Genomic DNA, 21518 nt, shown 5'->3' on the forward strand with positions numbered 1-21518 from the left:
CCACGATGCTTTATCACCTGCTGTTTCCCCTGGCGGATGAGTTCATCATCTTCAATCTGTTCCGGTACATCACGTTCCGGACGGGCGGAGCGATCCTGACCGCGTCGGTGATCAGCTTCGTCTTCTTCCCGACCCTGATCCGCTGGCTGAAGTCCAAGCAGGGCGAGGGGCAGCCGATCCGCAGCGACGGGCCGGAAACCCATCAGAAGAAGAAGGGCACGCCGACCATGGGCGGCCTGATGATCCTGATCGCGGTGATGATCAGCACGCTGCTGTGGGCCGACCTGACCAACCTGTTCGTCTGGGTCGTCCTGCTGGTGACCATAGGGTTCGGCCTGATCGGCTTCGGCGACGACTTCCTGAAGCTGACCAAGCGCAACACCAAGGGCCTGTCGGGCAAGCTGAAGCTGGCCGGACAGATCGGCACCGGCGGCGCCGCGGCCCTGATCATCGCGGTGTTCGGGCAGGACACCGTGTCCCATGGGCTGGCCATCCCCTTCATGAAGGACCTGCTGATCGACCTCGGCTGGTTCTTCGTGCCGATGGCGGTGTTCGTCATGGTGGGGGCCAGCAACGCGGTCAACCTGACCGACGGGCTCGACGGGCTGGCGATCGTGCCGGTGATGATCGCGGCGAGCTGCTTCGGCCTGATCGCGTACCTGGTCGGCAACACGGTCTTCGCCAACTACCTGCAGATCCACCACGTGCCGGGAACCGGCGAACTGGCGGTGTTCTGCGGCGCCATGGTGGGAGCCGGCCTGGGCTTCCTGTGGTTCAACGCGCCGCCGGCGATGGTCTTCATGGGCGACACGGGTTCGCTGTCGATCGGCGGCGCGCTCGGCGCCATCAGCGTCATCACCAAGCATGAGCTGGTGCTGGCGATCATCGGCGGCCTGTTCGTGCTGGAGACCGTGTCGGTCATCGTCCAGGTCGCCTCCTACAAGCTGACCGGCAAGCGGGTCTTCCGCATGGCGCCGCTGCACCATCACTTCGAGAAGAAGGGCTGGGCCGAGCCGACCGTCGTGATCCGATTCTGGATCATCGCCGTGGTGCTGGCGCTGGTCGGCCTGTCCACCCTGAAGCTGCGGTGACGCCATTGATCGACCTCAAGCACCTCCGGGGAAAGCGCTACGCGGTCATGGGCCTCGCCAAATCGGGACTGGCCACGGCAAGGGCGCTGATGGACGCCGGCGTGGAGATCCTGGCCTGGGACGACGGCGAGGCCGGCCGCGCCGCCGCGGCCGCCGCCGGCATCCCGCTGACCGACCTGAATACGGCCGACCTTTCCGGGGTCGAGGCGCTGGTGCTGTCCCCCGGCATCCCCCACACCTTCCCGAAGCCCAACGCGGTCGCTGCGCGGGCGAAGGATGCCGGCCTGCCCATCGTCGGCGACATCGAGCTGCTGTACCGGGCGCAGCCCAAGGCGGCCTATGTCGGCATCACCGGGACCAACGGCAAATCCACCACGACGGCGCTGATCGGGCACATCCTGGCGCTCGCCGGCCGGAAGATCCAGGTCGGCGGCAATCTCGGAACGCCGGTCCTGAGCTTCGAGCCCCTGGGCGAGGACGGCATTTACGTGCTGGAGATGTCCTCGTACCAGCTGGAGCTGGTGCCCTCCGTCGGGTTCAACGTCGCGATCCTGCTCAACGTCACCCCCGACCATCTGGACCGCCACGGCGGCATGGACGGCTACGTCGCCGCCAAGCGCCGGATCTTCCAGCACCCGAAGCGCTCGCACACCGCCATCGTCGGCGTGGACGACGCGCAGTGCCGGGCCGTGTTCGACGGGATGGAGCATACCGTCCCCTGCGCCGTGATTCCCGTCTCGGCGGAGCGGCCGGCCAAGGGGATCTACGTCCTGGACGGCAAGCTGTTCGACGGCGGCGCGGACCCGGTCATCGACCTCTCGGGGATCGCCGCCTTGCCCGGCCGGCACAACTGGCAGAACGCCGCGGCGGCCTTCGCGGCGGCCCGCGCCTGCGGCGTGCCGCTCGACACCATCCTGGAGGGGCTGCGCAGCTTTCCCGGCCTGGCGCACCGCCAGCAGATGGTGGCGGTGCGCGACGGCGTCCGGTTCGTCAACGACAGCAAGGCGACCAATGCCGATGCCGCGGCCAAGGCGCTGGCCTGCTACGACCCGGTCTACTGGATCATCGGCGGTCAGCCCAAGGAGGGCGGCCTGGACGGCCTGGAATCCTTCATGCCGCGCATCCGCCACGCCTTCCTGATCGGGCAGGCGATGGAGCGATTCGCCGCGTGGCTCGACGGCCGGGGCGTCGCCTATACCCGGTGCGGAACCCTGGAAGCCGCCGTGCCGGCCGCGGCGGCGATGGCGCGGGAAGAGGCGCTGCCGGGCGCCGCGGTGCTGCTGTCGCCGGCCTGCGCCTCCTGGGACCAGTTCAGGAGCTTCGAACACCGCGGCGAGGTTTTCGCGGCCCTGGTCGCGGCATTGGTGAGTGACGTATCGGTGAAGAAGGAAGTCGCGGGATGACCGCTTTCGCCCGGACCGACCATTCCATATTCGGCAAGTGGTGGTGGACGGTGGACCGCTGGACGCTGGCGGTGCTGGCGGTCCTGATGGGCCTCGGCATCGTGCTGGTCCAGGCGGCGAGCCCGGCCGTCGCCGAACGCATCGGGCTGGACAATTTCCACTTCGTCCAGCGCCATATCCTGATGCTGCTGCCGGCCTGCATGGTGATGGTCGGCGTGTCGCTCCTGAGCCTGCGCGGGGTCCGCCGGACCGCCGTGGTGGCCTTCATCTTCTTCACGATCCTGCTGGCGCTGACCATGGTCATCGGGTTCGAGATCAAGGGTGCCCGCCGCTGGATCCATGTCCCGGGCCTGTCGATCCAGCCGTCGGAGTTCGTCAAGCCGGCCTTCGCGGTGGTCGCCGCCTGGCTGTTCGCCCACGGCAAGACCAGCGCGCGGTTCCCCGGCGCGGTCATCTCGATCATGCTGTACCTGATGATCGTCGGGCTGCTGATGATGCAGCCGGACCTGGGCATGACCTTCGTGGTCTCGGTGGTGTGGTTCTGCCAGTTCTTCCTGGCGGGGCTGCCGATCGTGCTGGTCGCCATCCTGGGCGTGCTGGGCATCACCGGCCTGGTCGGCGCCTACATGCTGTTCCCGCACGTGTCCAGCCGCATCGACCGCTTCCTAGACCCGGCGGCCGGCGACAACTACCAGGTGACCCGGTCGCTGGAGGCGTTCCAGAACGGCGGCGCCTTCGGCACGGGCCCCGGCCAGGGCAGCATCAAGATGATGCTTCCGGACGCCCATGCCGACTTCATCTTCGCGGTCGCAGGCGAGGAACTGGGTCTGTTCTGGTGCCTCGTCTTGATCGCGCTGTTCGCCTTCATCGTGATCCGCGGCTTCCTGCGGGTGATGCGCGACGACAACCTGTTCGTCGTGCTGGCGGTCACCGGACTGCTGACCCAGTTCGGCCTCCAGGCCTGGATCAACATGGCGTCGAGCCTGCACATGATGCCGACCAAGGGAATGACGCTGCCTTTCATCAGCTACGGCGGGTCGTCGCTGCTGGCCCTGGGCTTCGGCATGGGAATGGTGCTGGCGCTGACCCGCAAGCGCTTCGGCGGAGGAGACGGGGCATGACCATGACCGATGCGACACCAGGCCCCGTCGTCCTGGCCGCCGGTGGCACCGGCGGGCACATGTTCCCGGCGGAAGCGCTGGCCCGCGAGCTGCTGGCGCGCGGCCACCGGGTGGTCCTGGTCACCGACCGGCGCGGCAAGGCGTTCGGCGACGCCCTGCCGGAGGTCGAGGTCCATCGCATCCGCGCGTCGAGCTTCGGCAGCGGCGTGATGGGCAAGCTGCGCGGCGCCTTCGAGTTGGGCCTGGGGGCGATCCAGGCGCGCCGCCTGATCGCGGCGCTGCGGCCTTCCGTCGTGGTGGGCTTCGGCGGGTATCCCTCGGTTCCGACGGTCTTGATGGCGCAGCGGGCTGGCGTGCCCACCGTGCTGCACGAGCAGAACGCCGTGCTCGGCCGGGCCAACCGTATGCTGGCCCCCGGCGCCGCGCGGATCGCCACCTCGTTCGCTGCCGTGTCGGCGGTCAAGCCGGCCGACCGGGCGAAGCTGGTACCGACCGGCAACCCGGTGCGCCCGGGTGTCACGGCCGTGCGCGACCTGCCCTATCCGGCGCTGGAGCCGGGCGGCGAGCTCCGGCTGCTGGTGGTCGGCGGCAGCCAGGGAGCCCGGATCTTCAGCGAGATCGTGCCCGCGGCCCTGGCGCTGCTGCCGGACGTGCTGCGGCGGCGCATCCGCATCGCCCAGCAGTGCCGGCCCGAGGATCTGGAGGCGGCGAAGGCCGCGTTCGCCGAAGCGGGTGTCGATGCCGAGCTGTCCAGCTTCTTCCGCGACGTGCCGGACCGGCTGGCGGCCTGCCATCTCGCCGTCTGCCGGTCGGGCGCCTCGACCGTCGCCGAGCTGGCCGCTGCCGGCCGGCCGGCCGTGCTGGTGCCTTACCCGTTCGCCATGGACGACCACCAGACCGCCAATGCCCAGGCCGTCGCCGATGCCGGCGGCGCCTGGCTGATGCCCCAGCCGGCCTTCACGCCGAAGGCGCTGGCGGACCGGCTGGAAGCGCTGCTCGACCTGCCCGCCACCCTGGGCAAGGCGGCCGAGGCGGCCCGAGCGCGCGGCGCCGCGGACGCCGCCTCGCGCCTGGCGGACATCGTCATCGGCGCCGCGAAGGGCGCCGCTTCACCCCAAAGCGACCGGGCCAATGCCGGCGCCGACCGTTACTCCACCGAGGCCGCTGAATAATGAGAGCCCTGCCCCTGTCCATCGGGACGATCCACTTCGTCGGTATCGGCGGGATCGGCATGAGCGGCATCGCCGAGGTGCTGCGGAACCTGGGCTATTCCGTCCGCGGGTCGGACATCGCCGACAGCGCCAACGTCAAGCGCCTCCGCGCCCTGGGGATTCCGGTCGAGATCGGCCATCGCGGCGAGAATCTGGCCGACGCCTCGGTCGTGGTGATCTCCTCCGCGGTCAAGAAGGACAATCCCGAGGTCGTCGCGGCCAGGAACGCCCTGATCCCGGTGGTCCGCCGGGCCGAAATGCTGGGCGAGCTGATGCGGCTGAAATGGTCGATCGCGATCGGCGGCACCCACGGCAAGACCACGACCACCAGCATGGTCGGCACCCTGCTGGAAGGCGCCGGGCTGGACCCGACCGTGATCAACGGCGGCATCATCAACGCCTACGGCACCAACACCCGCCTGGGCGCCGGCGACTGGATGGTGGTCGAGGCGGACGAGAGCGACGGCACCTTCACCAAGCTGCCGGCGCTGATCACCGTCGTGACCAACATCGACCCCGAGCATCTGGACCACTACGGCACCTTCGACGGGGTGCGCTCGGCATTCGACAGCTTCGTCCAGAACATCCCGTTCTACGGCTTCGCGGCGCTGTGCATCGACCATCCCGAGGTTCAGGCGATGATCCCGCGCGTCGCCGACCGCCGGATCGTGACCTACGGCTTCAGCCCGCAGGCGGACGTGCGCGCGGTGGACGTAGTGACCGGGACCGACGGCGCCCGCTTCAACGTCGCCCTGAGTGACCGCGTCGTCGGGGAGCCGCGGACGATCGAAGGCATCCACCTGCCGATGTTCGGGCTGCACAACGTGCAGAACAGCCTGGCCGCCATCGCGGTCGGCAACGAGATGGGCATCGACGGCGACAAGATCCGGTCCAGCTTCGCCCGTTTCTCGGGTGTCAAGCGGCGCTTCACCAAGACGGGGGAGAGCAACGGCGTGACCGTGATCGACGATTACGGCCACCATCCGGTGGAGATCGCCGCCGTGCTGAAGGCGGCCCGGACCGCCGGGACCGGCCGGACCATCGCGGTGGTCCAGCCGCACCGCTACAGCCGCCTGCACAGCCTGTTCGAGGATTTCTGCGCCTGCTTCAACGACGCCGACACCGTCCTGGTCGCCGACGTCTATGCCGCCGGCGAGCAGCCGGTCGAGGGCGCCGACCGGGACGGCCTGGTCGAGGGGCTGCGCATGCGCGGCCACCGCCAGGTGCTGCCGCTGCCGTCGCCGGAAGCCCTGCCGTCCATGGTCCGCGACTTGGCCCAGCCCGGCGACTTCGTCGTCTGCCTGGGCGCCGGCAACATCACCGCGTGGGCCAATGCCCTGCCGGGCGAGCTGGACAAGCTCTACGGCACCGAGGGAGGCAAGAAACGATGACGGCGGTCGCTCCCATGCACCATCACGCGCCCCACCTGATCGACCGCCTGCCGGCTGTGCGCGGACGGCTGACCGCGAACGCGCCGCTGGCGAACGTCACCTGGTTCCGCGTCGGCGGCCCGGCGGAGGTGATGTTCAAGCCGGCCGATGCCGACGACCTGGCCGCGTTCCTGGCAGGCTGCCCGGCCGACGTGCCGGTGACCGTGATCGGCGTCGCGTCGAACCTGCTGGTGCGCGACGGCGGCGTGCCCGGCGTCGTGGTCCGGCTCGGACGCGCCTTCGCCGAAGCAGTGGCGGACGGCCTGGAGATCCGCGCCGGTGCCGCGGCGCTGGATCTGAACGTCGCCGGGGCGGCGCGTGACGCCGGCATCGCCGGGCTGGAGTTCCTGTCGGGCATTCCCGGCACGATCGGCGGCGCGCTCCGCATGAATGGCGGCGCCTATGGCCGCGAGTTGTCCGATGTGGTGGTCTCCGCCACCGCCCTCGACCGGCAAGGGCGGGAGCACGTGCTGGACCGCGAGGCGCTCGGCCTGACCTACCGGCACTGCGCCGTTCCGGAGGACTGGATCTTCACCGGCGCCACCCTGCGCGGGCATCCCGGCGATCCCGCCGGAATCGGCCGGCGCATGCACGAGATCTCCTCGGCGCGGGCGGAAAGCCAGCCGGTGCGGGCACGGACCGGCGGCTCGACCTTCGCCAACCCGCCGGGCGAGAAGGCCTGGGCGCTGATCGACCGCGCCGGCTGCCGGGCCCTGATGATCGGCGGCGCGCAGGTGTCGGAAAAGCACTGCAACTTCCTGCTCAACCTGGGGGCCGCCACGGCGGACGACCTGGAGTCCCTGGGCGAGGAGGTGCGGCGACGCGTCTACGAAACGTCGGGCATAGAACTGCGCTGGGAGATCCGGCGGATCGGCGTCCCGGCACCGGGCAAATCCATACCGGGGAGCCCCTTCCTGGGGAGAACGCCATGAACGCGCCCCTGAACAAACCGAAGCCGCAGCATGTCGCCGTCCTGCTGGGCGGCTGGTCGGCCGAACGGGAGGTCTCCCTGGTCAGCGGCGCCGCCGCGGCCCGGGCGCTGCGGGAGCGCGGCTACCGGGTGACCGAGATCGACGTCTCCCGCGACCTGAACGCGCTGATGGCGGCCCTGACCCCGCGCCCCGACGTGGTTTTCAATGCGCTGCACGGGCGCGGCGGCGAGGACGGGACGATCCAGGGCGTGCTCGACATCCTGGGCCTGCGCTACACCCATTCCGGCATGGTGGCCTCCGCCGTCGCCATGGACAAGACGCTGACCAAGCGGCTGCTGGAGAGCGTCGGCATCCGCTCGCCCAAGGGGATGGTGGCGACGCGGCAGCAGGTGCTGGACGGCGACATCATGCCCGCCCCCTATGTGCTGAAGCCCAACAACGAAGGGTCGAGCGTCGGCATCCGGATCGTCCGGCCGGGCGACAACCGCGACCCGGTCGACGCCGAGAGCTGGAACCACGGCGAGACGGTCCTGATCGAGCAATACATTCCCGGCCGGGACCTTACAGTCGCGGTGATGGGCGACCGCGCCCTGACCGTGACCGAGATCCGGCCCCATTCCGGCTTCTATGACTATTCGGCGAAGTACACCGACGGTCGGGCTACGCATCTCGTCCCGGCTCCCGCCCCGCAGGCCGTTCTGGACGAGGCCATGCGGATGGCCCTGCTCGCGCACCGGACTTTGGGCTGTGCCGGAGTGAGCCGCAGCGACTTCCGTTGGGACGATGCAATTAAGGATAACGCGGGAGTTTATTTCCTGGAAATTAACACACAGCCCGGTATGACCCCCCTGTCTTTGGTACCCGAACAGGCGGCGTATCTGGGTATACCGTTTGCCGATCTGGTCGTCTGGATGGTGGAGAACGCCGCATGTCACGTGTGAACAAGCCGACCCTCTGCGCGCCCCGCGACCTCCGCGCCCGCACGGCGGAACGCGCGCGCAGCGCGACCCAGAAGGCCACGGAAAAGGCGAACCGCCGCCGTTCCTGGCCGCGCTGGACCGAGAAGGCGATGCGCCTGGGACTGATCGCGTTCCCGATCCTGCTGGCCGGCAGCGCCGGGACCTGGGCGTACCAGACCGGGTGGTTCGGCACGATGGCGGACCGGACGACCGCCGCCCTGATCGACCTGACGGTGGATGCCGGGCTGGAGGTCCAGGAGGTGCTGGTCGAAGGCCGGGTCGAGACCGACCGCAGCGCCGTGATGGCGGCGATCCAGGTCAAGCGCGGCGACCCGATCCTGCAATTCGACCCGGAGGCGGCGCGCGCCGGCCTGGAGCGGCTGCGCTGGGTCGCCACGGCCACCGTCGAGCGGCGGCTTCCCGACACCGTGTTCGTCAAGCTGGACGAGCGCCGGCCGATGGCGCTGTGGCAGCGCGACGGCAAGCTGGCGCTGATCGACCGCGACGGCGAGGTGCTGACCGAGCGCGAGCTGGGCCGCTACAACAACCTGCTCCAGATCATCGGCGCCGATGCGCCGAAGCACGCGCCGGAACTGCTGGGGCACCTGGCGACCGTCCCGGCGCTGTACGAACGGGTCAATGCCGCCAGCCGCGTCGGCGGCCGGCGCTGGGACCTGCATCTGGCCAACGGCGTCGTGGTCCGCCTGCCGGAGAGCGACATCGGCGGCGCCCTGAGGCATCTGGCCGAACAGGAGTCGAAACAACCGGTGCTTGACCGCGACATCGTCGCCGTCGACCTCCGCCTGCCGGACCGTCTGGTGATCCAGACTTCGACGGCAGCGGCACAACGTCGCCGTGTGCCCGAGGAAAAGATCTAAATCGGTAACAGACTAACCGAAATAGGTAATACATACCAAATGCAGTAAGGCAATCGCCGTTTGAAATACTGTATCTTGGGATGATAAAGTGATTACTGCGTTAGGCCGAGGCCTGAAGGGACTGCGAGCGAAACGATGGCCTTCAACGGGAGCAAGAGAGTGAAGCGACCGGTGCGCGGTGGGGTAATCGCCGCGCTGGACGTCGGCACAACCAAGATCTGCTGCTTCATCGCGCGGGTCGAGGACGGCGGCGCCTTGCGGATCGTCGGGATCGGCCATCAGGTTTCACGCGGCCTCCGGGCCGGCACCATCGTCGACATGGACGCGGCGGAACAGGCGATCGGCACGACCGTCCATGCCGCGGAGCAGATGGCGGGCGAGACGATCCGCGAAGTGCTGGTCAACATCTCCGGCGGCCAGCCGATCTCCCAGACGACCAATGTCGAAATCCCGATCGGCGGGCACGAGGTCGCGGACGCCGACGTGCGCCGGGCCCTGGCCCAGGCGCGGCAGTTCCAGGGCAGCGCCGACCAGGAGCTGATCCACTCCATCGCGGTCGGCTATTCGATGGACGGCAACCGCGGCATCCGCGACCCGCGCGGCATGTTCGGCGAGAAGCTGGGCGTTCAGCTCCACACCGTGACGGCCGGGTCGAGCGCGGTGCGCAACCTCGCCACCTGCGTCGCCCGCTGCCACCTGGATATCGAGAGCTTCGTCGTCTCCCCCTTCGCCAGCGGCTTGGCGGCCCTGGTCGAAGACGAGATGGAGCTGGGTTGCACGCTGATCGACATGGGCGGCGGCACCACGACCATCTCGGTCTTCTTCGACGGCAAATGCGTCTATACCGACTGCGTGCCGGTCGGCGGCAGCCACGTGACCAACGACATCGCGCGCGGCCTGACCACGCCCGTGGCCCATGCCGAGCGGATGAAGACCCTGTACGGCAGCGCCATCGCCAACGTCGCCGACGAGCGCGAGATCATCGACGTGCCCCAGGTCGGCGAGGACGAGCCGGCCCAGGCCAACCACGTGCCGAAATCCCTTCTGGTCGGCATCATCCAGCCGCGGCTGGAAGAGATCTTCGAGCTGGTCCGCGCCCGCCTGGAAGTCAGCGGCATGGGCAAGGTGGCCGGCCGCCGGGTCGTGCTGACGGGCGGAGCCAGCCAGCTGCCGGGCACGCGCGAGCTGGCCCAGCTGATCCTGGACAAGCAGGTCCGGCTCGGCCGGCCGATGCGGATCGACGGGCTGGCGGAAGCCACCGGCGGTCCCGCCTTCTCGACGGCGGCGGGGCTGCTGGCCTTCGCGGTGCAGAGCCACGCGGAGCTGCCGGGCTTCAGCGCCGAGGCGGAGCCGCCGAAACATCTTTGGGGACGCGTGAGCCTCTGGCTGAAGGAGAACCTATGAGCCGGGGCCAGGAACAGTCGACAAAGCGGAACAGCGCGCCGCGCGGATGCCGGGATAGAGACGCCCGGCCCCGTGAAAGCGACCGGACACGACGGGCGATATGCAGGCCGGCAATGACCGGCGGCCTGAAAACCAACATGAATTCATGGAATTGAATTCGGGCGAATTCGAAGGGAACTGGAGGCTGTCATGATCAATCTCAGCATGCCGGAAATCGAAGTGGATCTGCGGCCGCACATCACGGTGTTCGGCGTCGGCGGCGCTGGCGGCAATGCCGTCAACAACATGATCAAGTCCAACCTGGAAGGCGTCGAGTTCGTCGTCGCCAACACCGACGCGCAGGCGCTCAAGGGCGCCCTGGCGGAAAAGCGCCTCCAGCTCGGCACCACGATAACGCGCGGACTGGGCGCGGGTTCCCGGCCGGATGTCGGCCGCGCCGCGGCGGAAGAGCAGCTCGCCGAGATCATGGGGTACCTGGAAGGGGCCAACATGGTCTTCATCACCGCCGGCATGGGCGGCGGCACCGGCACCGGTGCGGCACCCGTGATCGCGCGGGCGGCCCGGGAGCAGGGCATCCTGACCGTCGGCGTGGTGACCAAGCCGTTCCACTTCGAAGGCGCGCACCGCATGCGCCTGGCCGAGACCGGCATCAACGAGCTCCAGCAGTTCGTCGACACCCTGATCATCATCCCGAACCAGAACCTGTTCCGCATCGCCAACGAGAAGACCACGTTCGCCGACGCCTTCAAGATGGCCGACGACGTGCTGCATTCCGGCGTGCGCGGCGTGACCGACCTGATGGTGATGCCGGGCCTGATCAACCTCGACTTCGCCGACATCCGGTCGGTGATGACCGAGATGGGCAAGGCCATGATGGGCACCGGCGAAGCGTCCGGCGAGCGCCGGGCGATCGACGCGGCCGAGGCCGCGATCAGCAACCCGCTGCTGGACGACGTGTCCATGAAGGGTGCGCGCGGCGTGCTGATCAACATCACCGGCGGCATGGACATGACGCTGTTCGAGGTCGATGAGGCGGCCAACCGCATCCGCGACGAGGTCGATCCCGACGCCAACATCATCTTCGGCTCGACCTTCGACCAGGACCTCGACGGCCGCATGCGCGTCTCGGTGGTCGCCACCGGCATCGAGGCGGAGAAGATCGCCCATCCCCGCCCGGCCACGGCGACCAACGGCCTGAGCGTGGTCAGCGGCGGCCGCAAGACCGTCTCGCCGGCTCCCGGACCCGCGGGCCTCGTCGCGCGCGCCGACCAGGCGCGCCAGCCGACCGACTACCACCACACGCTGGTCGCCGCCCCGCTGCATCCGGGCGCCGCCCAGGGCCATGCCGGCCAGGGGCACCCCGGCCAGGGCGGTTCCCAGGGCTACGCCCCCCAGGTCCATGCCCCCCAGGGCCACGCCGCGGTCGGCAACACCGTCCGGACGTTCATCCCCGAAACGCAGCAGTACCAGCATCCCGAAGCGGCACCCTCCGTCTATGCGTCCCCGGCCGAACCGGCCGCATCCCCGGCCCCGCAGCAGATGGAAGCCCAGCCGGCCCATCATCAGTCGGAGCTGACGGCCCAGCCGCGCGGCCGCGAGCCCGAGCGGGTCAGCGGCCCGCTGCGCGGCCAGAACCAGGACGGCGTCTTCATCGCCCCGCGTCCGGCCGATTCGGGTCCGCGTCCGCAGAGCCAGAACCTCAACACGGAACGCTATCTCGCCCCGACGGCGGCTCTGCCCGAGGCGGCCCCGAAGAAGCGCGGCAGCTCCCTGTTCGAGCGGGTCACCGGCTTGGGCCGGCGGATCATGGAGGGCTCGGAGCCCGAGCAGCAGGCCCGTCAGGCGCCTCAGCCGCCGGCCCCGCCGGTCGGGATCAAGCAGGCTCCGGGCGGTGCCCCGCAGGCGCCGCGCCCGGCATCCGAGCCGATGGACCGTCCGACCAAGATGAGCCATGCGGAAGAGGAAATGCTGGATATCCCGGCCTTCCTGCGCCGCCAGGCCAACTGACCCGCGCGCCATGGGTCCGAACCGGTCGCGGCGCCCCGCGCGCCGCCGGCCCACCTGCTGAGACAAGCTCCCGGCCCTTGCGGCCGGGAGCTTTTTTCTTGGCTCAATGCTTTGAAGAAGAAGACCCTGGTGTGACGACGATCACTCGATGACTATCCCGCACATGCGTAACAATCCGTAACAAAGAGTGATTTGAGCTATGGCGTGGGACTTGTTAGGTATTAGCCGTGGGTAACGCCCACGACAGTAGAGTGCTTATCGAAGTATTGCCCACACGACGCATAGCAGGTAATCAAGTGTCCGAGCAAAGCCAGAGTAACGAGACGAAATTTCAGCAGACGCTGAAGAGCCCGATAAATTGCACCGGCATCGGTCTGCATTCCGGGTCCAAGGTCTCCATGCGCCTGATGCCGTCGGATGTGAATACCGGCATCGTGTTCCTACGGACCGACCAGCCGGCCGACCGCGCAACTGTTCGGGCGAATTGGGACCGGGTGACCGATACCAAGCTCTGCACCGTGATCTCCAACGACGCCGGGGTGTCGATCGGCACGATCGAGCACCTGATGGCGGCGCTGCGCGGCTGCGGCATCGACAATGCGGTGGTCGAGCTGAACGGCCCGGAAGTGCCGATCATGGACGGCAGCTCCGCTCCCTTCGTGTTCCTGATAGAGTGCGCCGGCATCCGGCAGCAGGACAAGCCGCGCCGCCTGATCAAGATCCTCAAGCAGGTCACCGTCGGCGACCAGACCCGCTTCGCCAGCCTGACACCGTCGCCGCTGACCGGTTTCAGCTTCGAGATCGATTTCGCCAGCGCCGCGATCGCCCGGCAGGAAACCTACGTCAATCTCGGCAACGACACCTTCAAGGCTGAACTGGCGCGGGCCCGCACCTTCGGCTTCCTGCACGAGGTCGACCAGATGCGGAAGCTGGGGCTGGCGCGCGGCGGCTCGCTGGACAACGCCATCGTCATCAACGGCGACAAGGTGCTGAACGAGGGCGGCCTGCGCTACTCGGACGAGTTCGTGCGCCACAAGATCCTGGACAGCATCGGCGACCTGTATCTTGCCGGCGCGCCGATCGTCGGCCATTTTCACGGCTGCCGCTCGGGCCATGCGCTGAACAACCAGTTGCTGCGCGCCGTGTTCGCCGACCAGAGCGCCTGGTGCCACGTCGATGCCGACGAGGTCGGCGCCACGCCGGCCGAGTGGGCCCGGGAGAAGATCGCCGCCGTCGCCTGACCGGCGGCCATAGTGCGGGCGGACCGCAGCGAAAGGCATCGGAGGGCTTCCCTTCCGGTGCCTTTTTCGTTCCGGCCCCTCTCGGGAACAGTATCCTCGACCGTCGGCGCTTCGGTCAGGGGTTCGCGGCCAGAAGCCCGCGCGCCGTCTCCGCATCGGTCAGGATCTGCTGCTTCAGCACGTCGAAACTCTCGAACTTCCGTTCCGGCCGGATGAAGTCGATCATCTGCACCCGCAGGTGCCTGCCGTAGAGATCGCCGGTGAAGTCGAACAGGTGGACCTCCAGCAGTTCCTTGAGGCCGTCAACCGTCGGCCGCCGGCCAAGATTGGCGACGCCGTCCGTCCAGACCGTCTGTGCGCCCTGGTCTATGCCGGCGCGCACGGCGTAGACGCCGTAGCGGGGCCGCAGGTATTCGCCCAGTTCCAGGTTGGCGGTCGGGAAGCCGATGGTGCGGCCGCGCTGGTCGCCGTGCTCGACCCTGCCTTCCAGCTCCCACGGGCGCCCCAGCACCGCGGCGGCCTCCCGGGGATTTCCGGCGGCCAGGAGGTCGCGCACGCGGGTGGATGAGAAGACACCGCCGGCGGCGTCGGCCGCGGGCTTCACCTCGGTCACGCCGAAACCGGCGGTCCGTGCCGCCTGATAGAGATAGCCGACGTCGCCGCCGCGCTTGTGGCCGAACACGAAATCATAGCCGGCGACCACGTGGCTGGCGCCCAATCCTGCCACCAGCACCTCGTCGACGAACTGCTGCGCCGTCTTGCAGGAGAAAGCCTGGTCGAAATGGATGACGAACAGGAGGTCGACCCCGAGTTCCTCGATATGGCGGGCCTTGGTGCGGAACGGCGTGAGGCGGAACGGCTCGTCGGCCGGCCGGAACAGACTGCGGGGGTGCGGTTCGAAGGTGAGCACGGCGAGCGGCTTGCCGGTGGCTCTGGCAGTATCGGCGGCGGTGCCGATCACGATACGGTGACCGCTATGGACGCCATCGAAATTGCCCAGCGCCACCACGGCGCCGCGCGCGTCTTCCGGCAGGTCTGTATAGTGTCTGAATAGTCTCATACCGGGCACCCCCTTGCCGCCCGGATCTCGATTAGCTCAAAAAAACAAGGATGTATATAGGCCGCGATCGGCACACGGTAAGCACGCCGATCGCGGAGTCCCGCTGCGCCCGGGGAAACCGGACGCTGCGCCCGTCACATCCGGGAAGGGACCATCAGCAGGGCGTCGCCGTCGATCACCACGTTGCCGGCCACGGTGCAAACCGTCTTGACCGCCACCCGGCGCTTCTCGGCGAAGATCTCGGTCACCGTGACGCGCGCCTGGACGGTGTCGCCCGGCTTCACCGGCGCCCTGAACTTCAAATTCTGGCTCAGATAGATGCAGCCCGGGCCGGGCAGCTTGGTGCCGAGCACGGTCGAGATCAGGCTGGCGGTCAGCATGCCGTGGGCGATACGCCCCTGGAACATGGTCGTGCTGGCGAATTCCTGATTGAGGTGCACCGGGTTGGTGTCGCCCGACACGCCGGCATAGAGAACGATGTCGGCGTCGGTCACGGTCCGGCCATACACGGCGGTCTGGCCGACGAAGAGGTCCTCGAGAAAAAAACCGGTCAGGCCATCGTTGGCGCTGCGCACATCATCCATAATCCGACCTCTTCCTGTTCCAATGCACACGGATTGTGCATCGCAAAGCCCTTTTTTTGCAATGCGGCATAACCGCGCCCAGGTCACCATCCCATAAGACCTATGAAGGAGAGGTTAGTTCCGGACGCCTGTTGAATTGTCCCGAAGAGTTTGACTTTCCGGACACCCGAGCAACCGTCTATCGGGCCTGCCGCAGTGTTCGGCACGGGTTTTCGGCATTTCAAGGGATAGCACAGCATGAGTCACGGCTTCGCCCTCATCACCGGCGGCACCACCGGCATCGGCGCCGCCTTCGCCAAGCTCCTACCGGAAAGCACCAGCCTGCTGCTCGTCGCGCGCAACGAGGAGAAGCTCGCCGAACGTCGCGCCGAACTGGAACGGCCGGGCCGGACGGTGGAGACGGTCGCCGCCGACCTTTCCACGCGGGAAGGCCGCGACAAGGTTCTGGACAAGGCGGCCGAGTGCGAGATCGACCTGCTGATCAACAATGCGGGCGCCGGCCGATTCGCCCGCGTCCTGGACAACGCCCCCGACGACGAACTGGCGACGGTGGAACTGAACGTCGTAGCCCCCACCGTGCTGACCCGCGCGCTGCTGCCGGGCATGATCGAGCGCGCCCGGCGCGACCGCCGGCGGTGCGGGCTGATCCTGGTGTCGAGCACGACGGCCTTCCAGCCGATCCCGTTGCTGACCACCTATTCCGCGACCAAATCATTCGTGCTGGCCTATGGCGAGGGCCTGCGGGAGGAGACGCGACGAGACCCGCTGGACCTGCTGGTGCTCTGCCCCGGCGCCACGCGGACAGAGTTCAGCGAGCGCTCCGGTTTCGACCTGGGCAGCATCCCCGGTGCCGACGACCCCATGAAGGTGGCGCGCGAGGGACTGGAGAACCTGGGCCATTGCACCGTCCATGTGGTCGGAATGGGAACCCGGGCGGCGCTGACCCCGTTCCTGATCCCGCGCCGTATCGCCACGACGGGGGCCGGCGCGATCATGTCGATCCTGGGCAAGGTCAACCGCCTGAAGCCGCGCCAGATGTGATGCAAGGCGGCATCACCCGGCGCGCAGGGCGTGCCACAGGGTGCTGACCGCGAAGCCGATGAACATCACGCCGGTCGCGCGGATGATCCAGACCTCCCCCGACCGGTACAGGCGGCGCAGCGGCGGCGTTCCGACCAGCCAGATCAGGATGACGTCCGCGACCAGGAATCCGGCGAACACCGCGCCCAGCAGGAGCGGCGCGTTGGCGGCGGTCAGGGAGTCCAGGTCCTGGGCCAGCAGGGCCGTGAAGACGGACAGGGTGACAGGGTAGCTCTTGGGATTGGTGACCCCGAACATCAGGCCGCGGGCCAGAGGCCGCCGCACGGAGGTCGAGACCTGCCCCGCGGCATCGCGCCGGACCAGCACGGCGCGGCCCCCGAGATAGAGCAGGTACGCCCCGCAGACCAGCGCCAGCACCTGGAACACGACAGGCGCTATGACCTTGGCGCCGATCAGCGCGGTCAGCGCCAGCATCGCCCACAGGGTGTCGCCGACCAGATGCCCGGCCAGGAAGCCAGCCCCGGCCCGCCGCCCCTGGGACGCGCCGATACCCAGCAGGGCCAGCACGGCGGGTCCGGGTGTCAGGACGACGATGGCGCCCGCCATCGCGGCTGCCAGCAGGATCGACGCTTCCATAGTGCTTCGCTTGTCCGTCCAGTGCATCGGGCTTCAAGGGTGGCGGCATCCTGGAGCGACGGAGGATCGCGGGCAAGGGTCTAGAATGCCCGGCGTCGGCCTTTTTAGGCAATTGCCTGCGCCCGCCGATGATGGCATTCAAAATGTCTCGTCTTCATCGGAGCTCCCCGTGCCGGACCTCGCCGCACCCGCCTCATCCCCAGCCGATCTGGCGGCAGCAGCGCCCATTCGCCCGGAGCCGCCGCCGGCCATCGGCTGGCTGACCTTGCCCGACGGGGCGGTCGTCCGCCACGCCTGCTGGGAACCGGACGCGGCGCCCCGCGCGACGCTGCTGATGCTGAACGGTCGGTCCGAGTTCATCGAGAAGTACGAAGAGCTGGCGCGGGACTGGAACGCCCGGGGGTTCCGCGTCTTCAGCCTGGACTGGCGCGGCCAGGGACTTTCAACCCGGCCGCTGCCGCCGCCGCGCCAGCAGCGCCATTACCTGACCGACTTCGCGATCCTGGAGGAAGACCTGCAGGTCTTCCTGGAACGGGTCGTGGTGCCGCGCCAGGCCGGGCCGCTGGTGCTCTATGCCCACTCCATGGGAGGGCATGTCGCGGCGCGGTATCTCACGTCCGGCTGGCACCATTTCGCCGCCGCCGTGCTGTCGGCCCCCATGGCGGACATAAGCACCCAGGGGTTCCCGCGCCCTTTGGTCCGGGCGCTGGCGGCGCTGATGAGTTTCGCCGGGTTCGGCACCGCCTATGCCTTGGGCCATGGCGACTATGATCCGGACCGGCAGGATTTCGCGACCAACCCGGTTTCCCGCGACGTCAGGCGCTGGGCGATCCATCACCAGTGGTTCCGGGCGCATCCGGAACTGCGGGTCGGCGGAGTCACCTGGGCCTGGCTGCACGCGACCTTCCGCTCCGTGGACCTGCTGGCCCGGCCGGAGACAAGCGCCGCCGTCGACCTGCCCATGCTGGTGCTGAGCCCGGTTCAGGACCCGCTGATCCCTCCCGACGCCCACCGGGACCTGTGCCGGCGCTATCACAAGTGCCGGCTGGTGCGCTACCCCGAGGCCCGGCACGAGATCATGATGGAGACCGACGATCTGCGCGCGCGGGCCTGGGCCGATATCGACGGCTTCCTCGCCGAGGTGCTGCCGGCCGCGCCCGCCTTACGAGGAGGGGTACTCGGCGACGCCGCCATGGGCGCCTGACCACTCCACCGGGTTGTTCAGGAACTTCTCGACCTCGCCCAGGGTGTGGGTGTCGAAATAGTTGTTGTCCTTGGCGACGCGCAGCACGTCCCACCAGGTCGCCAGCGCATGCAGGCGCACGCCCATGTTGGCCATGTTGGTGCGGCTCTGCGGGAAGATCCCGTAGTGGAAGACCACGAAGGTGTCGGACACCCGGGCGCCGGCGTCGCGAAGCGCCTGGACGAAGTTGATCTTGCTCTTGCCGTCGGTGGTCAGGTCCTCGACCAGCAGGGTGCGGGCTCCCTCCACCACGTCGCCCTCGATCTGGGCGTTGCGTCCGAAGCCTTTGGGCTTCTTCCGGATGTACTGCATCGGCAGGGCCAGGCGGTCGGCGATCCAGGCGGCGAACGGGATGCCTGCGGTCTCGCCGCCGGCGACGATGTCGATCGATTCGAACCCGATCTCGCGGGCCAGGGTGGCCGTCGCGAAATCGATCACCGCGCCGCGGGCGCGCGGATAGGAGATGATCTTGCGGCAGTCGATATAGACCGGGCTTGCCCAGCCCGAGGTGAAGATGAACGGCTTGTCGCCGTTGAAATGCACGGCCTTGATCTCGATCAGCATCTTGGCGGTGAGCGTGGCGATGAAGTCCGGATCGTATGTCGCGCTGAGCGAGGTCTGGGGCGAGGTCATGGGCGGGATCCGTGGCAGGAGTCAGAAGTCAGGATTCGGGAACGAGGCGCCAGTCCAGGCGCTCGCCGCTCTGGAAGGGAAGCACGGCGTCGCCGTCGGCGGACAGGACGATGTCCGGCACGGTCTGGCCGCTCCGTTCCAGCGTGACCGTGTCGGGGTTGGGGTCCAGGCCGTAGAAGCGGGGGCCGTTCAGGCTGGCGAAGGCCTCGAACCGGTCGAGCGCTCCCTCTTCCGCGAAGACCTGGGCATAGACCTCCACCGCGGTCGGCGCCGTGAAGACGCCGGCGCAGCCGCAGGCGCTTTCCTTGGCGGTGACGGGATGGGGGGCCGAGTCGGTGCCGAGGAAGAACGGTGCCGCTCCCGACGTGGCGGCGCGGCGCAGTGCCAGCCGGTGGCGTTCGCGCTTGGCGATCGGCAGGCAGTAGAGGTGCGGCCGGATGCCGCCCGCGAAGATGTGGCTCCGGTTGATCACCAGATGATGGGCGGTGATGGTGGCGCCCAGCCGGCCGCTCGCGTCGGCCGAGACGAAGTCCGCCGCCTCCTCCGTGGTGATGTGCTCGAACACCACCTTCAGCTCCGGATAGCGCTTCAGCAGCGGCGCCAGCACGCGGTCGATGAACACGGCCTCGCGGTCGAAGATGTCCACGTCCTGGTCGGTCACCTCGCCGTGGACCAGCAGCGGCATGCCGATGCGCTGCATCCGCTCCAGCACGCCTGCGACCTTGTCGAGGCCGGTCACGCCGTGGGCCGAGTTGGTGGTGGCGTGCGCAGGGTACAGCTTGACCGCGGTGAAGACGCCTTCCGCATGGCCGCGCGCGATCTCCTCCGGATCGGCGCCATCGGTCAGGTAGCAGGTCATCAGCGGCTGGAAAGCCGAGCCTTCCGGCAGGGCGTCGCGGATCGCGGCGGCGTAGCTCTTCGCCTGCTCCACCGTGGTGACCGGCGGCTTCAGGTTGGGCATGATGATGGCGCGGCCGAACTGCCGGGCGGTGAAGGGCAGCACCGCCTTCAGCATGGCGCCGTCGCGCAGATGCAGGTGCCAGTCGTCGGGACGGCGTATGGTGAGGCTGTTCGGCGTGTCTGGCATCGCATGCGGTCCGCTGACGGGGGGCTCTTCAGGCATTCGCCTCAGCGGGTTTTAGAGACTTTGCCGTCCCGGCTCAACCGGCATGGTCGGTGGTCTGGTTTGCGTAGGGCATCGGAAGCCGCTAGATTGCCGGCCCTGTTGAAGCTCCCCGAAAAATCCGGCCCCCGAAGAAAACCGACATGAGCCTGATCCAAGCCAAGACCCCGCCGGGCGTGATGGAACTGCTGCCCAAGGACCAGGTCGCTTTCCAGCGCTTCCTGGACACAATCCGGCGCGGATACGAGCGCTTCGGCTTCCTGCCGGTGGAAACCCCGGTGTTCGAAACGGTGGACGTGCTGCTGACCAAGACCGGCGGCGAGACCGAGAAGCAGGTCTATTTCGTCCAGTCCACCGGCGCGCGCCAGCAGGGCAAGGACGCCGAACTGGCGCTGCGCTTCGACCTGACCGTGCCGCTGGCCCGCTATGTGGCCGAGCACGAGCACGACCTGGCCTTCCCGTTCCGCCGGTACCAGATGCAGCGGGTCTATCGCGGCGAGCGGGCCCAGAAGGGTCGGTTCCGCGAATTCTACCAGTGCGACATCGACGTGATCGGCAAGGACAGCTTGGCCGTCGCCTATGACGCCGAGATGCCGGCGGTGATCTACCACGTCTTCCGCGAGCTGAACGTCGGCGGCTTCACCATCAACTTCAACAATCGCAAGATGCTGGCCGGCCTGTTCGAGACCTTCTCGATCGAGGACGGCGAGCGGCGCAAGCTGGCGCTTCGCGAGATCGACAAGCTGGACAAGATCGGCCGGGACAAGGTGATCGAGAGCCTGTCCGGCGACGGGATCGGGCTGGACCGCGAGCTTGCGACGCGGCTTCTGGACGCCATCGGCCTGACCGGCACCAATGCCGAGATCATGTCGGCCCTGGGCGCCATGGCGGGCAGGAGCGAGCTGTTCGCCCAGGGACTGGCGGAGCTGGAAGCCGTGCTGGCCGGCCTGAAGGCGCTGAAGGTGCCGGAGGAGTTCTACCGGATCAACCCGGCCATCGCGCGCGGGTTGGACTATTACACCGGCACTGTCTACGAGACCTTCCTGAACGACTTCCCCGGGATCGGCAGCGTCTGCTCGGGCGGGCGCTACGACAATCTGGCCAGCCACTACACCAAGTCGAGGCTGCCGGGCGTCGGCATCTCGATCGGCGCCACCCGCCTGTTCTACCAGCTGAAGGAAGCCGGCGTCATCAAGGGCGACGGCAGCACCAGCGCCGTCCTGGTGACCCAGCTGGATCCGGCATTGTCCGCCGATTACCTCGCCATCGCCGCCGAGCTGCGCGATACCGGGATCAACACGGAGGTGCAGTTCGAGGCCTCCAAGATCGCCAAGCAGCTCAAATACGCCGACCGCGCCGGTATCCGCTTCGCCGTCCTGATGGGCACCGACGAGCAGGCGCGCGGCACGGTGACGCTGAAGGACCTGGGCAAGGGCGAGCAGCACGACGTGCCGCGGGCGGAACTGGCGGAGCGGATCCGCAGCCTGCTTTAGGGCCACAGATGACGGCGATGATCGGGGC

18 protein-coding genes and 1 pseudogene are annotated in these 21518 nt (G+C 68.3%); 14 read left to right on the plus strand and 5 right to left on the minus strand.

What is annotated here, in order from left to right; all coding sequences use genetic code 11:
* Positions 1-5 precede the first annotated feature (5 nt).
* The 11 genes and pseudogenes from mraY (at position 6) to lpxC (ending at position 13677) form a co-directional block, all read left to right on the plus strand.
* Positions 6-1091, plus strand: coding sequence for a phospho-N-acetylmuramoyl-pentapeptide-transferase (mraY, locus tag DPR14_RS19205; protein WP_158046586.1), 1086 nt, complete (start codon positions 6-8; stop codon positions 1089-1091).
* A 5-nt stretch (positions 1092-1096) separates the two neighbouring features.
* The gene (murD, locus tag DPR14_RS19210) at positions 1097-2494 is read left to right on the plus strand and encodes a UDP-N-acetylmuramoyl-L-alanine--D-glutamate ligase (protein WP_158048232.1); all 1398 of its coding nucleotides are present in this window, start codon (positions 1097-1099) and stop codon (positions 2492-2494) included.
* The gene (gene ftsW / locus DPR14_RS19215) at positions 2491-3615 is read left to right on the plus strand and encodes a putative lipid II flippase FtsW (protein WP_158046587.1); all 1125 of its coding nucleotides are present in this window, start codon (positions 2491-2493) and stop codon (positions 3613-3615) included. Before murD ends, ftsW begins: the two co-directional genes overlap by 4 nt.
* A complete protein-coding gene (gene murG, locus DPR14_RS19220; protein WP_192499033.1) occupies positions 3612-4787 on the plus strand; it encodes an undecaprenyldiphospho-muramoylpentapeptide beta-N-acetylglucosaminyltransferase in 1176 nt (391 codons plus the stop codon). Before ftsW ends, murG begins: the two co-directional genes overlap by 4 nt.
* Positions 4787-6231: pseudogene (gene murC, locus DPR14_RS19225) on the plus strand (UDP-N-acetylmuramate--L-alanine ligase); the annotation flags it as partial. The gene murG and the pseudogene murC, both read left to right, overlap by 1 nt.
* On the plus strand, positions 6214-7188 hold the full coding sequence (gene murB, locus DPR14_RS19230; RefSeq protein WP_158046589.1) for a UDP-N-acetylmuramate dehydrogenase: 975 nt from the start codon (positions 6214-6216) through the stop codon (positions 7186-7188). The pseudogene murC and the gene murB, both read left to right, overlap by 18 nt.
* Complete coding sequence (locus DPR14_RS19235; protein ID WP_158046590.1) at positions 7185-8129, plus strand: D-alanine--D-alanine ligase; 945 nt, start codon at positions 7185-7187, stop codon at positions 8127-8129. Before murB ends, DPR14_RS19235 begins: the two co-directional genes overlap by 4 nt.
* Positions 8117-9025 carry a cell division protein FtsQ/DivIB gene (locus DPR14_RS19240; RefSeq protein WP_158046591.1) on the plus strand — a complete coding sequence of 303 codons (909 nt, stop codon included), beginning with the start codon at positions 8117-8119 and terminating at the stop codon, positions 9023-9025. The genes DPR14_RS19235 and DPR14_RS19240 overlap by 13 nt, the downstream gene beginning before the upstream one ends.
* Before the next feature lie 135 nt (positions 9026-9160).
* Positions 9161-10429, plus strand: a complete 1269-nt coding sequence (gene ftsA, locus DPR14_RS19245; protein WP_158046592.1) for a cell division protein FtsA — start codon at positions 9161-9163, stop codon at positions 10427-10429.
* Between the two features lie 189 nt (positions 10430-10618).
* Positions 10619-12436 carry a cell division protein FtsZ gene (gene ftsZ / locus DPR14_RS19250; RefSeq protein WP_158046593.1) on the plus strand — a complete coding sequence of 606 codons (1818 nt, stop codon included), beginning with the start codon at positions 10619-10621 and terminating at the stop codon, positions 12434-12436.
* A gap of 296 nt (positions 12437-12732) precedes the next feature.
* Positions 12733-13677 carry a UDP-3-O-acyl-N-acetylglucosamine deacetylase gene (lpxC, locus tag DPR14_RS19255; protein WP_158046594.1) on the plus strand — a complete coding sequence of 315 codons (945 nt, stop codon included), beginning with the start codon at positions 12733-12735 and terminating at the stop codon, positions 13675-13677.
* 115 nt (positions 13678-13792) lie between these two features.
* Here lpxC and DPR14_RS19260 read toward each other — a convergent pair whose 3' ends face one another.
* Positions 13793-14737, minus strand: a complete 945-nt coding sequence (locus DPR14_RS19260) for a bifunctional riboflavin kinase/FAD synthetase (protein WP_158046595.1) — start codon at positions 14735-14737, stop codon at positions 13793-13795.
* A gap of 134 nt (positions 14738-14871) precedes the next feature.
* On the minus strand, positions 14872-15321 hold the full coding sequence (locus DPR14_RS19265; protein ID WP_158046596.1) for a MaoC family dehydratase: 450 nt from the start codon (positions 15319-15321) through the stop codon (positions 14872-14874).
* Between the two features lie 237 nt (positions 15322-15558).
* Between DPR14_RS19265 and DPR14_RS19270 the strand changes: the two genes are divergently transcribed.
* Positions 15559-16362 carry an SDR family NAD(P)-dependent oxidoreductase gene (locus DPR14_RS19270; protein ID WP_158046597.1) on the plus strand — a complete coding sequence of 268 codons (804 nt, stop codon included), beginning with the start codon at positions 15559-15561 and terminating at the stop codon, positions 16360-16362.
* Between the two features lie 12 nt (positions 16363-16374).
* Here the strand turns inward: DPR14_RS19270 and DPR14_RS19275 are convergent, their stop codons facing one another.
* On the minus strand, positions 16375-16998 hold the full coding sequence (locus DPR14_RS19275; protein ID WP_158046598.1) for a LysE family translocator: 624 nt from the start codon (positions 16996-16998) through the stop codon (positions 16375-16377).
* A gap of 169 nt (positions 16999-17167) precedes the next feature.
* On the opposite strand from DPR14_RS19275, the gene DPR14_RS19280 reads away from it, so the two are divergent.
* Positions 17168-18202, plus strand: coding sequence for an alpha/beta hydrolase (locus DPR14_RS19280; RefSeq protein ID WP_192499034.1), 1035 nt, complete (start codon positions 17168-17170; stop codon positions 18200-18202).
* On the opposite strand, the gene DPR14_RS19285 is transcribed toward DPR14_RS19280, so the two are convergent.
* Positions 18161-18874: an orotate phosphoribosyltransferase gene (locus DPR14_RS19285; RefSeq protein WP_158046600.1), complete on the minus strand. Its 714-nt coding sequence runs from the start codon at positions 18872-18874 to the stop codon at positions 18161-18163. The two genes, DPR14_RS19280 and DPR14_RS19285, sit on opposite strands and share 42 nt — an antisense overlap.
* Before the next feature lie 28 nt (positions 18875-18902).
* Positions 18903-19961 (minus strand): dihydroorotase, encoded by a 1059-nt coding sequence (gene pyrC, locus DPR14_RS19290; protein WP_158046601.1) that lies wholly within the window; start codon positions 19959-19961, stop codon positions 18903-18905.
* 179 nt (positions 19962-20140) lie between these two features.
* Here pyrC and hisS point away from each other — a divergent pair, with 179 nt between their 5' ends.
* Positions 20141-21490, plus strand: coding sequence for a histidine--tRNA ligase (gene hisS, locus DPR14_RS19295; protein ID WP_158046602.1), 1350 nt, complete (start codon positions 20141-20143; stop codon positions 21488-21490).
* The last annotated feature ends 28 nt before the right edge of the window (positions 21491-21518 follow it).

The organism is Skermanella pratensis (assembly GCF_008843145.1).
Classification (GTDB): Bacteria; Pseudomonadota; Alphaproteobacteria; order Azospirillales; family Azospirillaceae; genus Skermanella; species Skermanella pratensis.